This window comes from Undibacterium sp. Ji83W (assembly GCF_049340385.1).
Taxonomy (GTDB): domain Bacteria; phylum Pseudomonadota; class Gammaproteobacteria; order Burkholderiales; family Burkholderiaceae_D; genus Undibacterium.
Window position 1 is genome coordinate 86,577 of record NZ_JBMPOZ010000010.1, and the last position, 13,175, is coordinate 99,751.

Here is a 13,175-nt window from a genome sequence, read left to right on the forward strand (position 1 = left end):
AGATGAATCTTTCCCGCCCCTTCATAGAACGCCCAGTTGGCACTGCACTCATTACCCTGGGTGTGGCGCTGGCGGGCATCATTGCTTATTTTTTGCTGCCGATTGCACCACTGCCGCAGGTTGAGTTTCCTACCATCTCTGTCAATGCTTCTTTGCCAGGTGCCAGCCCGGATACCATGGCAGCCACCGTTGCTACACCGCTGGAACGTGCGCTGGGCAGCATTGCTGGCGTCAATGAAATCACCTCTTCTTCATCATTGGGAAGTTCCCGCATTACCCTGCAATTTGACATGAGCAGGGATATTGATGGCGCAGCTCGGGATGTACAGGCTGGCATCAATGCGGCGCGCGCCATGCTGCCGTCCGGCATGCCCAGTAACCCGACTTACCGTAAAGTCAATCCTGCCGACGCGCCGGTGATGATTATCGCGCTGACATCAACAACGCTGACACGCGGCCAGATGTATGACGCTGCCTCGACCGTATTGGCGCAACGACTGTCGCAGGTGGATGGCATAGGCCAGGTCACCATAGGAGGTGGTGCATTGCCTGCGGTGCGCATAGAGATAGATCCCAACAAGCTGGCAGCGAATGGTATTTCGCTGGAAAATGTACGCGCCACGGTGGTAGCCAGCAATGCCAACCGCCCCAAGGGTTCGGTCGAAGACCAGCAACATTACTGGCAACTCAGCGCCAATGACCAGTCTTATAAAGCTGAACAATATGCGCCGCTGATCATCAGCTATGCCAACGGTGCCGCACTGCGCCTGCGCGACGTCGCTGAAGTGGTAGACAGCGTACAGGATGTACGCAATTACGGTATGGCGAATGGTACACCCGCGATCCTGCTGATACTGAACAAGGCACCTGGTGCCAATATCATCAAGACCGTCGATACCATCCGCGCCCTGCTGCCCCAATTGCGTGCTTCCATCGCACCCGCCATTGATGTGAATGTGGTCATGGACAGGACGCCAACCATACGCGCATCCATCACTGAAGTGCAGCGTACACTGGCGATTGCCTTTGGCCTGGTCATCGTGGTGGTGTTCGCTTTCTTACGCAATTTCCGCGCTGCCTTGTTGCCTGCAGTGGCGGTGCCGGTTTCACTGGCTGGCACTTTCGGTGTCATGTACCTGCTTGGTTACAGCATAGACAATCTCTCGCTCATGGCGATGACGGTGGCTACCGGCTTTGTAGTGGACGATGCGATCGTCGTGCTGGAAAATATTTCGCGGCATATAGAACGCGGCAAGACGCCGATGGAGGCAGCATTGCAAGGTGCGCGCGAAATTGGCTTCACAGTAGTCTCCATCAGCCTGTCATTGATTGCGGCCTTCATCCCCATCCTGGCGATGGGTGGCATAGTCGGGCGCTTGTTCCGTGAGTTTGCGGTGGTGTTATCTGTATCTATCCTGGTATCCATGCTGGTGTCGCTGACCACCACGCCCATGATGGCGGCTGCCCTGTTGCGACCTGTGGAAAAAGCCAAGGCACCGGGCAAATTCTCACGCGCGCTTTCCCGCTTCCAGCGTGGCCTGATGCGTGGCTACCGCCGCAGCCTGCGCTGGACCTTGCGGCATCAGCCATTGACCTTGCTGGTACTGGCTGGCGTGATTGCGCTAAATGTATCGCTGTATATCACCATCTCAAAAGGATTTTTCCCCCAGCAGGATACCGGCTTGATGATGGGTGGCGTGCAGGCTGACCAGGCCAGTTCTTTTACGTCCATGCAGGAAAAACTCAATGCCTTCAGCAAGATAGTGCTGGCCGACCCTGCGGTGGCCAATGCGACTGGCTTTACCGGTGGTGGCCAGCGCAATAGCGCGAACATGTTTATCTCGCTCAAACCCAGGACTGAGCGTGAAGAAAGTGTAGACCAGGTCATCAACCGCCTGCGCGGCAAGCTCGCACATCTGCCGGGTGCCAATCTGTTTTTGTCACCAGTACAGGATATACGCATCGGTGGCCGGCAAAGTAACGCCTCCTGGCAATATGCCTTGCAGGCCGATGACCTGACCGACCTGCGCACCTGGGAGCCACGCATACGCAAGGCCTTGTCGCAATTGCCTGAACTGGCTGACCTGAACAGCGACCAGCAAGACAAGGGCATACAGACTTCGCTGGTGATAGACCGCGATGCCGTGGCCAAGCTGGGTTTGACCGTCAGCGCCATCGACAGCACACTCAACGATGCCTTTGGGCAGCGCCAGATAGGTGTCATTTATAACCCGCTGAATCAATATCGGGTCGTCATGGAACTAGCACCTGCATATCTGCAAAGCCCCGAGAGTTTGAAGAGCCTGTATGTCACTACGTCCAAGGGGGTGCGCATACCCCTGGCCAGCGTGGCAAAGGTGGAGACCACCAATACGCCCTTGGCTGTTAATCACCAGAGCGGTTCACCAGCCAGCACCATCAGCTTCAACCTGGCACCGGATGTCGCCTTGTCGCAGGCGGTTGATGCAATCAATGACACCATCGCCAAACTGGGGGTACCGATATCCGTGCATGGCAGCTTCCAGGGTACGGCGCAGGCTTTCCAGTCGTCTCTGAGCAGCCAGCCGCTGCTGGTACTGGCGGCCATCATTACTATCTACCTGGTGTTGGGCATGCTGTATGAAAGCCTGATCCATCCATTGACCATACTCTCAACTCTTCCCTCGGCAGGCATCGGTGCTTTGCTGGCGCTGATGTTGTTCAAGACTGATTTTTCCATCATCGCACTGATCGGTGTGGTGCTGCTGATAGGCATCGTCAAGAAGAACGCCATCATGATGATCGATTTTGCGATTTCTGCGCAGCACGAAGCAAACAGCCGTGGCAGCAGCGTGACTGCCGGTGCCGCAATTTACCGTGCCAGCCTGCTGCGCCTGCGCCCTATCCTGATGACTACCCTGGCAGCAATTTTTGGTGCCGTGCCACTGGCACTGGGCACGGGCGATGGTGCTGAATTGCGCCAGCCGCTGGGCATAGCCATCGTCGGCGGCCTGTTGTTGAGCCAGTTGCTGACCCTGTATACCACACCTGTCGTCTTTGTCTGCATGGACAGATTACGCCGCAAGAAAAAACCAGTAAAAGCAATAGCGAGCGCAGGCGCTTTGGATATTGCATGAGAGCGATTATGAAAAAAAATATTAACTTGCGTCCCGCATCTTTTACAAGTTCCTCTGTTCCACGACTGTCCGTGCTGACATTGGTCTTGCTGTTATCTGCCTGCGCACAGACCAAGGCACCGCCACCGGCGACTGTCCCACTGGCTGCAGAATTCAAGGAAGCCAGCTACTGGAAATCAGCCCAGGCTACACGCACCGGTACTGAAGCTGCAGTGTCAGAGTCCTGGTGGGAAATGTTCAATGACCCCGTGCTCAATGATCTGCAACAAAAACTATTGCTGGGCAATGAAAACCTGAAATCAGCCGCCGCCCAGATCGCCAATGCCAAGGCTGTGCTGAAAGCCAGCCAGTCTGCATTGTGGCCTACAGTGTCACTGAATGCGGGCGGCACGCGCAGCGGCAACCCCGGTTCAGGCCAGAATGGTCGCACCACCAGTAATAGTTATTCACTGGCGGTAGATACTTCATGGGAAATTGATTTATGGGGCAGGTTATCAAAAGCCACCGATGTGGCCAACGCCAGCTTGCAGGCAAGCCGTGATGACTATGACGCTGCCCGCCTGTCTGCCCATGCAACGCTGGCACAAACCTATTTCGCCATGCGCGTGGCTGAGGCCCAGCAAGCCATATTGCAAAGAACCACCACCTCCAATCAGCGCAGCCTGGAATTGACCGAGGCCAGGTACAAGGCCGGTGTCGCTGGGCAAAGCGATGTCTTGCAAGCCAAAATACAAGTAACAACCGGTCAGGTGCAATTGAAAGACGCCGTAGCACAAAGAGCGCAACTCGAACATGCGATTGCCGTGCTGCTGGGCGTAACGCCGGCAGCCCTGAATATCAACAATACGGCTACCTTGCCAGCAGCGCCAGCCGTGCCAGTGCTGATCCCGGCCACCTTACTGGAGCGCAGGCCAGATATCGCAGCGGCTGAACGCAAGCTGGTCGCGGCCTATGCCCAGATAGGCATCAAGGATGCGGCTTTCTTCCCCGACATCAGCTTGTCGGCAAATGCCGGGTACCGCAGTTCTTCACTGAGTAAATTAATCGATGCACCTAACCTGGTCTGGTCGCTGGGTCCTTCGCTATTGCTGTCTATTTTTGATGGTGGAGCACGCCAACTAGCCAGTGACCAAGCACGTGCAGCCGCAGATATCGCCGCCTCTGCTTATCGCCAGACGGTACTGACCTCATTACAGGAAGTGGAAGACAATCTGGTGGTGCTGGAACAGCTGGATGCAGAACTGCAATTACAGACAGAAGCCTTGCAGGCAGCCCAGCGTAATCTTGAAATCACGCAGGAGCAATACAAGGCAGGTACAGTCAGTTACCTGAATGTAGTCACATCACAGAATGCTGCCTTGTCCAGTGAATCCAATTTGCTGTCGATACGCAACCGTCAGCTTGCAGCGACCAATATACTGTTGAAAAATATCGGCGGACGCTGGCAAAAACAATGAGCCAGGTTTTAGAACTCATTTCATCAATAATGCAATGAGTTCTAAAGTTGCAGATGGCTCATTCGAAAATTTGGCAACTCTTGCAGCTCTTTATTGCACAGCCAATCCAAACTGTACATTACCATCCGGATGATGTCTCGGTTCCACATCAAAGCCGATGAGGCCGTGATGTTTTAAATGCGTGCGCAAGATGTTTCTGGAAATGCCCAACAGCTTGGCTGTCTGCACCTGGTTTTGGGCACAGAAATGAAATGCCGTGTGTATCAGCGTCTGCTCAAAAAACTCAAAAACACCGGCATCTCCGGTTTCTATGCTCTCGACGATCAGGGATTGCAATCTGTCTTTCAGACTGGTTTCCGTAGCAGGCACCTGCGGGATACTCACCGCATGCTGCTGAAGCTCTGCGGGTGTATGCTGTGCAGTTACTGTCGTCAGTGCAGCAGCACCACGTCTCCTCGCTGCACCAGCGAGTTTCAGGTCTTCTGCCACGATGATACGGTCGCGGCAAACGATGAGGGCAAAGTGAATGACGTTTTCCAGTTCACGTATATTGCCCGGCCAGTCATACTGCAGCAAGGCTGTCTCAGCTTCCGGTGACAGTCGCACATTATCGAGCTTCATTTTTTCGCCATACAGGGCGATAAAATGATGGGCCAGTGGCAGTATGTCGCCCGTTCGCTCAAACAGCGGCGGCAGGTTGATGGTTGCCACACTCAGTCGGTAATATAAATCCGAGCGAAAATGTTCAGCCTCTATGGCCTTGTGCAAATCCACATTGGTGGCGGCCACCAGCCTGACATCCAGGGGTATCGGTTTGCGTGACCCCAGCCTGACCACCTGGCGTTCCTGCAATACCCGCAGCAGTTTCACTTGCAATGCGAGTGACAGGTCACCGATCTCATCAAGAAATAAAGTGCCGCCATTGGCTGCTTCAAACCAGCCCGAACGTGACTGCGTTGCTCCAGTAAACGCACCGCTTTCATGACCAAATAATTCAGCATCAATCAGGGTTTCGCTGAAGGCGCCGCAATTCACGGCAATGAACGGGCCTTTGCGACCGCTATGATTATGGATATGGCGTGCGACCAGTTCCTTGCCTGTTCCGGTTTCGCCTATGATCAATGCAGTTGCCTCGCTGCGGGCAATGCGTTCGACTTGCAGCAAGAGAGCTGCAGAACGGGGATCATTAAACATCATGGCCTTGGCCCGGATGGACAAGATCATGTTTTGATTATCAGGAAAAGTCAGTAATTTGTTCACGACGCGCTTTCTGGCTGAGTCTGCTGAAAGTAAAATGAATGCAGAAACAAATAGAGTAAAGAGCGGCTGGAATTTTCCTCCTTCACTGTTTTTGCATTCGACGACACCAGACTAACGTGCGAGTTCCGCAAGTAGAACGAATTTTTCCAAACTTTCTTATCCATTTTTTATAGAATATTTCTGTCAGAAAATTAAATTCAATACCAGTGAGGGGAAGATATCTGGAGAGACATCTTTTGCTTCGCATACCAGAATGCAAAAAATGTCTGTCCCTTGCTTGTTGCGTGCTGACGACACCGTACTCGATCCCGCACCTGAGTCAGCACTGATTCAGTCTCTAATTCGATACTTTGAAGTCATCGTGACAAGCTTTGCAGGTGCGCGTCAATTTTCCATACTGTTCTTTGACCGCTACTGGGTCACCTGCCAGCGCAAGCTTGGCCAGCTCATTGGCCTCCTTACTGAAGTTGGCAGCCAGTTCACCAACGTGCTTGCCATCCTTGAACAATTCAGGTTTGACTGCGGTATCATGCCAGCCCTTGCCCTGCTCGGTACCTGCCGGGAACAGCGCACCCAGGCCCGCATTCGACAAGACTGCAATGGTATTGGCAGCCTTGATGACCTCCTCCTTGTTGTATTGCCCTTCCAGCGAAGATTTGATGCGGCCTGAATTCCAGCCTATGACCTGGTAAGCAGATTGTCGCCATTTGATCAACGTCTCTGGCTTGGGTGCCTGTTGCGCCAACACGGATGTTGATGCAATCAGAACAGCCGCTGCGCTTAAGGCTAGCAATATTCTTGATGCAGTTTTCTTCATGGATGTTCCCGGACTGTTGTGGTTAAAAAAGAACTTGTTGTCAGGCTCGCAAATTGGCCTTGAAAAAATCTACCGTGCGCTGCCATGCCAATGTGGCTGCAGCTGCATCGTAGCGTGGTGTCGTGTCATTATTAAAACCATGCTGAGCCCCGGCATAGACAAATGCCTGGTATTTGACGCCAGCCTTGGTCAGGGCGGCCTCGTATTTTGGCCAGCCAGCATTGATGCGTTCATCGACCCCGGCATAATGAATGAGCAGAGGCGCCTTGATTTTTGCCGTATCTTCTTCCGTTGGCTGACCGCCATAGAAAGGTACGGCTGCAGCAAGATCAGGCACTTTGGTAGCAAGGAAATTGGAAATGCCACCCCCGTAGCAAAAACCGACCACGCCAACCTTGCCATTTCCTTCTGGCAGTTTTTTCAAGATCGCTGCTGCTTCTATAAAGTCGGCACGGGTCTTGGTCTGGTCAAGTTTGGGGAAGAGTTCACGGGCTTTTTCTTCATCACCGGGATAACCACCCAGAGGTGCCAGTGCATCCGGCGCAAAGGCGATAAAGCCATCCAGTGCCAAACGACGGGCGATGTCTTCTATATGCGGGTTCAAGCCACGGTTTTCATGCACCACCAGCACGGTAGGCAATTTGCCTTTTACTTCTGCTGGAGTGACCAGATAGCCACGCAAAGTGCCATAACCCTGTGGCGATGGATATTCAACATAGCGCGCCTGTATGCGCGCATCAGTCTTGGGCACTTGTTGTGCCTGGGCAAAGTTGGGACTTAACTGCTGCAGCAATACCTCTGCCGTTACCGCACCTACGGCAAACTTGCTGGCCGACTGCAAAAAACCACGCCTGTCGATTTGCCCATGGACATACTGGTCAAATAGTTGCAATACTTCTGGCTTGAAATCATCTGAGGTTTGACGGGTCACACTATTCTCCTGAGTAATATTAACTTTAGGGCTTACTTGAACGGGCGGTAGCTGTCGTGGCAAGCGCTACAAGCTTTGGCTATACTGACAGCGGCCAGCGCCCCTTTATCATAATCCTGATTGCGCACAGATGCACTGATGATGGCTGCGGCATCTTTTCCATCCCTGGACATCTGCACGGCCTCTTCAGGATGCTTGATCTGTATGAAGTAGTTTTCCATTTTCAAATACAGGTCTTCGATTTCCTCGGCACTTTGTATGGCCGCCTCATCCTCTTTTTGCGATATGCGCTTTTGCACATCCACTATCTTTTTATCTATCTTGCGCATCCAGATATCAAAGTCGAGCATGCTGGCAGCCAGGGACGACTGCATTGCCGTCACCATCAACGCCAGCAACATCGTGCAAACACAGCGTCTTCTGGTCATACCTGACTTCATGACTTGGCGGCTTTGGTACCAGATAGTTTTTGTACGGCTTCCAACGCCCTGGCCACGTTCTGTTCAGGCGTCAGGCCACCTATCGCTGCATATACTTTGCCAGTAGCGGTGACGATGAAAGTGCTGCGCTCTGCCCGCCCATGGTCGATGTCATTGCCTCGAGTGTCCTTGCGCCCCGCTGGAGTCTCGGCTACTGCGAGGTCATAGCTTTTGGCAATCTTGCCATCGACATCAGATGCGACGGGAAATTTACCTGCGCAATAATCCGGGTCAGCAGAAAAATCATTGAGGCGGCTGATACTGTCCAGGGAGACACCGACTACGGTGGCCCCGGCTTCCTGAAATTTTTCATGGCTGACAGCAAAGCTGTGTGCCTGTATATTGCAGCCGCCAGTAAAAGCTGAAGGATAAAAATATACTACCACTGGCCCTTTCTTCAGGGCGTCTGTCAGTGAATACGTAAAACTCTTACCTGCCAGCGAAGCCTGCGCCTTGATATCAGGCGCAGCATCCCCTTCCTTCAAGGCAGCCACGGCAATAGAAGTCATCGCTGCCAGCGACAGCAATAAACTGGATCTGATTACATTTCTTTTCATATACCCTCTGTCTGCAACAGCTTCTTACTCAACTTTTCTTATAAACCTGGTGGCAGGTCTTGCATGATTTTGCCAGCGCACTGACGGTAGCAGAAGCATTATCAAAATCTTTTTCACTGACTTGCCGTATCAATTCGCTGGCGAAATTCTTGCTCTTTTTTGCATACTCAATCGCATCAGCAGCATCGCCCTTATGCTTGTAGAATAATTCAACCTGACTGAACATTTCTTCTATTTCACGAGCATCAGCCAAAGCCGCCTTGCCATCTTTCAGGGAGATATTCGAATCTACACTTTTTGTGGATTCTTCTATTTTCTGCATCAAGTCCATATCAACTTCAGTTACTGCCGCTGCAATACCCGCTGTACCCACCACAGCTGCCAGCAAACTGAATAGCAGGACAGTTTTTTTAATCAATTTCTTTTTCATTTCTACATCCTGTTGCTTCCATGCCGTTACGGAAAGGGCGCTTTCGCCTGAAGGCTAAGCGCCCAAATCCGCAATCAGGCTATGAGTTCCTTGACAACCTCACCAAACACGGTCGTGGGGCGTTCTGAACGGCCCTGATGGGTATAAGTCAGGTTACGGTAGTTCAATCCCAACAAATGCAATACCGTTGCCTGCAAATCATAGGTATCGACCAGACCAGTTTCTGCACGCAAACCTATTGCATCGGTAGAGCCGTGGGTATAGCCGCCTTTGGAACCGCCGCCAGCTATCCAGGTGGTATAACCCCAGGGGTTATGATCGCGGCCATCGCCAGTCTGGCCATAAGGTGTGCGGCCAAATTCAGATGTCCATACCACCAGGGTGCTATCAAGCAAGCCACGGGCCTTCAAATCAGCCAGCAAGGCACCGATGGGCTTGTCGACAGACTTGGCCATGACAGCGTGGTTTTTTTCGATATTGTTGTGGGCATCCCAACTGCCATAGGTTTTGTCATTAGACCCTGAAATGACATGAATAAAACGCACTCCCCGCTCAACCAGACGACGCGCACGCAAGAGATTGGTGCCATAGTCTTTTGTCGCGTCATCATCGAGGCCATAGGCCGCCTTGGTCTCTTTGCTCTCCTTGTTCAAGTCAACGGCTTCAGGGGCAGATGACTCCATGCGGTAAGCCAGATCATAAGAGCGGTTACGCGCTTCCAGCTCACTGTCAGATGGATAGCGTGAGGCATGCTGGGCATTCAACTTGCGTATCAGGTCCAGGGTATTTTTTTGCTCGGCAGATGAGACCACAGATGGCCTGTCCAGATGCAAAATAGGTGAATCACCCTGACGGAAAGCAGTACCCTGATAAGTCGCAGGCAAGAAGCCGGAACTCCAGATCGTCTGGCCACGGCCACCACCGCTATTGTCATAGCCAGTAGGCAAGACCACGAAACTGGGCAGGTCAGGATTGGCACTGCCCAGGCCATAGGTGATCCAGGCACCCAATGCCGGGCGGCCAGGCGTCAGGGCGCTGGTATGCAATTTCAAGGAAGAAATCACATGAGTACTGCCCTCAGTCTTGCTGCCTTTGATGAAGCAGATATCATCCGCCTGCTTGGCGATATTCGGCACCAGGTCAGAGAACCAGGCACCGCTTTCGCCATGCTGTTTCCAGGTGCGTTTGGTGGCATACAGGGCACCGACACCACCGTCAGTCGCGGTCTTGAGGTTTTTAGAAAATGAATCTGGCATGGGCTGGCCTGCCAGTTTGATCAAGTCAGGTTTGTAGTCAAACAGGTCAAGCGTACTTGGCGCACCGGCCATATGCAGCCAGATGACCGACTTGGCCTTCGCTGCATGATGGGCGACTTTCAAAGCCAGTGGATCATCAAATGTCGCTGCCTGTGCACTCGACAGCAAGCCCCCACCCAGAAAACCTCCGGCAGCCAGCCCCCCCAGACCCAGTCCGGCATGTGACAAAAAGTCGCGGCGTGATTTATTGGTCATGATATTTCCCTTTTCACTCTATTCGTAATTTTCGTATTTTTAAACTGATGACCTGGCATCAGAACCGGTAACTGAATTCATTTGAATTTGCCGCTGCATGCACGAGGCTGAGGAAGGCAGCAGCCCTGGCCTTGTTGAGCTTCTGGCTATCATCCTTGGCAGTTGGCGTATTGCTGGTGTCAGCATCATCATCGCCCTGGCCAGATTTGGCTTTGGCCTGCTTCTGTTTTTCAAAAAATTCCAGGAAGGCGATTTTCTCGAAGCGGTCTGCAGAACGGCCATAGGCAGTTTTATACAGTTTGTCGATGTTGTTCCTGAGTTCAGCGGATTCACCAAAGCCTTCAGGCACGCCAACTTTCTTGCCATCAGCAATCTGCTTTTTGGTGATTTTTTCCTGGTTGTCGAGGAAGCCCAGCAAAGTCGCCTTTTCGGTTTTATCTGGCAAACGGGCATACAGAATCTGGTACAAACGGTCTATCTGTGCCGATTCACTATTGCCTGCCTCACGCAGGACCCGGCCTGCCAATGCCTGTGACCACTGGAACACCAGGTCACTATTAATCAGAGCCAGAGCCTGCGGTGCAGTGGTAGTCACATCGCGCTTGCTGTGTACCAGTTGCGGGTTCGCCATATCAAAGGTTTCCAGCAGCGGGTAAGGGATATTCCTGCGGGTGAAGACATACACACTGCGACGGTGGTAATCATGTGGATCTGTCGATGTGACCCAGGCATTACCGGCATTAAAGTTGCTCGGCACTGGTGGCAATACAGACGGACCACCGAGTTTTTCTTCCAGTAATCCAGAAGCCAGCAACAATGAATCACGGATCTGTTCTGCATCCAGACGCTGCCTTGGGAAAGATGCCAGCAACTTGTTGCTTGGGTCAGTTACTTTGGTATCTTCACGCTCTGCAGATGACTGGCGATAGACATTCGACAGCAAAATCTGACGATTCAATTTCTTGACGCTCCAGCCTTCCTTGATGAAATTGCTGGCCAGGTAATCCAGCAACTCTGGATGGCTGGGCTTGGTACCCATCTTGCCAAAATCACTGACTGACTCAACAATGCCACGGCCAAAATACTGGGCCCAGACACGGTTCACAAAGACACGGGCAGGCAGAGGATTGTTCTCACTGGTCAGCCAGTTCGCCAGGGCTGTACGGCGGCCAGATGAAGTGGCTGTTGCTACGATATTTGGTTTTTCATTGGTCAGCAAAGACAGGAAGGCAGGTTGCACTTCTTCAAGATGCCGGTCATAGATACCATTCGCCAATATGTAAGTTGGTGGCGCATCAGCGTGACCAAGCTCAGTCATGGCAGAGATATAGCCTGGATGTTTAGGTTTGATGTTGTCAAACTTCTTCAGTTCAACTTCCAGCTTCTGGTATTTTTCGTAACCTTCCTTATCCTTGGTTTTAAGCTGGTTGACAGCATTGCGGGTACGGCCTTGCATAGTCCACAGATTGCGGTGATAAATCCAGCGGTCGTAAGCGTTGCGTTCATTTTCTGACTTGGTGATGGAATCACGCGTGGCCGGCACAAAGCCCAGCAGGCGGTCTGCCTCTGCCTTGTCGATGATGGGACGCAGCAAGGTTTCCTGCTTGTCACGGACATCCTTGGTGGCAGCTTCCCATTTCGCCTGCTTCAACTCAAATTCTTCTTTTTGCTTGCCAGTTGCAGCAAGTATGTCATCGCTGGCACTGGCATTCACAAAGAAGGATTGCAGTTGGTAATATTCTTTTTGCGAAATCTTGTCGAACTTGTGATTGTGGCAGGCGGCGCAACCAACCGTCGTGGCCAGGAAGACCGAACCGACGGTATCAGTCAGGTCAGTGGCGATTTCCACTTGCTTGAGGTTCAGGTCACGGGCATTGACTTCATCAGGGTAATTACGCAAGAAACCAGTGGCGATCAGGGCTTCCTGATTGCCGGGGAACAGCTCATCACCGGCCAGTTGCTCCTGTATGAAGCGGTTATATGGTTTGTCTTCGTTAAACGCCTTGATGACGTAATCACGGTAACGCCAGACGTTCGGGCGTGTGCCATCGGCATTGAAACCATCGCTATCGGCATAGCGGGTCAGGTCCAGCCAGCGACGGCCCCAGCGTTCACCGTAGCGGGTAGAGGCCAGCAGCTTGTCCACCAGCTTTTCATACGCCTTGGGTGACTTGTCTGTGACGAATGCCTGTACCTCTTCTGGCGTCGGTATCACGCCCCAGGTGTCGAGCGTGGCACGGCGGATGAAGCTGGCCCTGTCAGTATCCGGCGAGGGCTTGATGTTCTTCGCTTCAAGCTGCGCCAGGATGAAATTGTCGACTGGAGTATGTACCCAGCTTTTTTGTTTGACTGCTGGCAGCTCAGGATTCTTCAAAGGCTGGTAAGCCCAGCCCTGAGCGACAGCGGCCTGGGTTTTGGCGACAGCTTTGGTTTCTTCTGCGGCACTCAGGCTGATGGCTGTGCCTGACAAGGTCAATATGACGGCGAGCGCTAGCGGCTTATACATGAAGCACTCCTTGCTGATAACGGGTTTTAATCATGAAAATACTCCCTGGAAATAATTAGTAAACAAGACTTTCACTATCAATAGCAACTATCGCGCCACCATTAAAACTCA

10 protein-coding genes are annotated in these 13,175 nt (G+C 52.5%); 2 read left to right on the forward strand and 8 right to left on the reverse strand.

The genetic code is table 11. The features are described from left to right. Positions 1-2 precede the first annotated feature (2 nt). Both ACO0LD_RS17310 and ACO0LD_RS17315 read left to right on the forward strand, forming a co-directional pair. A complete protein-coding gene (locus ACO0LD_RS17310) occupies positions 3-3,116 on the forward strand; it encodes a multidrug efflux RND transporter permease subunit (RefSeq protein ID WP_423008983.1) in 3,114 nt (1,037 codons plus the stop codon). A gap of 8 nt (positions 3,117-3,124) precedes the next feature. Further along, complete coding sequence (locus ACO0LD_RS17315) at positions 3,125-4,573, forward strand: efflux transporter outer membrane subunit (protein WP_423008985.1); 1,449 nt, start codon at positions 3,125-3,127, stop codon at positions 4,571-4,573. Between the two features lie 90 nt (positions 4,574-4,663). Here the strand turns inward: ACO0LD_RS17315 and ACO0LD_RS17320 are convergent, their stop codons facing one another. The 8 genes from ACO0LD_RS17320 to ACO0LD_RS17355 form a co-directional block, all read right to left on the reverse strand. Next, complete coding sequence (locus ACO0LD_RS17320; RefSeq protein ID WP_423008987.1) at positions 4,664-5,833, reverse strand: sigma-54 interaction domain-containing protein; 1,170 nt, start codon at positions 5,831-5,833, stop codon at positions 4,664-4,666. A 337-nt stretch (positions 5,834-6,170) separates the two neighbouring features. Continuing rightward, complete coding sequence (locus ACO0LD_RS17325) at positions 6,171-6,650, reverse strand: c-type cytochrome (protein WP_423008989.1); 480 nt, start codon at positions 6,648-6,650, stop codon at positions 6,171-6,173. A 40-nt stretch (positions 6,651-6,690) separates the two neighbouring features. Continuing rightward, positions 6,691-7,581 (reverse strand): dienelactone hydrolase family protein, encoded by an 891-nt coding sequence (locus ACO0LD_RS17330; protein WP_423008991.1) that lies wholly within the window; start codon positions 7,579-7,581, stop codon positions 6,691-6,693. 32 nt (positions 7,582-7,613) lie between these two features. Next, positions 7,614-8,009 carry a hypothetical protein gene (locus ACO0LD_RS17335; protein WP_423008993.1) on the reverse strand — a complete coding sequence of 132 codons (396 nt, stop codon included), beginning with the start codon at positions 8,007-8,009 and terminating at the stop codon, positions 7,614-7,616. A gap of 8 nt (positions 8,010-8,017) precedes the next feature. Next, positions 8,018-8,617: a peroxiredoxin gene (locus ACO0LD_RS17340; RefSeq protein WP_423008995.1), complete on the reverse strand. Its 600-nt coding sequence runs from the start codon at positions 8,615-8,617 to the stop codon at positions 8,018-8,020. Between the two features lie 28 nt (positions 8,618-8,645). Beyond that, positions 8,646-9,047: a hypothetical protein gene (locus ACO0LD_RS17345; RefSeq protein WP_423008997.1), complete on the reverse strand. Its 402-nt coding sequence runs from the start codon at positions 9,045-9,047 to the stop codon at positions 8,646-8,648. Positions 9,048-9,121: 74 nt separating this feature from the next. Then, entirely contained in the window at positions 9,122-10,558 is a 1,437-nt protein-coding gene (locus tag ACO0LD_RS17350; RefSeq protein WP_423008999.1) for a DUF1501 domain-containing protein, read from the reverse strand. A 58-nt stretch (positions 10,559-10,616) separates the two neighbouring features. Beyond that, on the reverse strand, positions 10,617-13,064 hold the full coding sequence (locus ACO0LD_RS17355) for a DUF1549 and DUF1553 domain-containing protein (RefSeq protein ID WP_423009001.1): 2,448 nt from the start codon (positions 13,062-13,064) through the stop codon (positions 10,617-10,619). Positions 13,065-13,175: the final 111 nt, after the last annotated feature.

Excerpts from the sequence above, each read along its gene's own strand:
- ACO0LD_RS17310 (WP_423008983.1), top strand. The coding sequence starts at position 3 with ATGAATCTTTCCCGCCCCTTCATAGAACGCCCAGTTGGCACTGCACTC.
- ACO0LD_RS17315 (WP_423008985.1), top strand. The coding sequence starts at position 3,125 with ATGAAAAAAAATATTAACTTGCGTCCCGCATCTTTTACAAGTTCCTCT.
- ACO0LD_RS17325 (WP_423008989.1), bottom strand. The coding sequence starts at position 6,650 with ATGAAGAAAACTGCATCAAGAATATTGCTAGCCTTAAGCGCAGCGGCT.
- ACO0LD_RS17335 (WP_423008993.1), bottom strand. The coding sequence starts at position 8,009 with ATGACCAGAAGACGCTGTGTTTGCACGATGTTGCTGGCGTTGATGGTG.
- ACO0LD_RS17340 (WP_423008995.1), bottom strand. The coding sequence starts at position 8,617 with ATGAAAAGAAATGTAATCAGATCCAGTTTATTGCTGTCGCTGGCAGCG.
- ACO0LD_RS17345 (WP_423008997.1), bottom strand. The coding sequence starts at position 9,047 with ATGAAAAAGAAATTGATTAAAAAAACTGTCCTGCTATTCAGTTTGCTG.
- ACO0LD_RS17350 (WP_423008999.1), bottom strand. The coding sequence starts at position 10,558 with ATGACCAATAAATCACGCCGCGACTTTTTGTCACATGCCGGACTGGGT.
- ACO0LD_RS17355 (WP_423009001.1), bottom strand. The coding sequence starts at position 13,064 with ATGTATAAGCCGCTAGCGCTCGCCGTCATATTGACCTTGTCAGGCACA.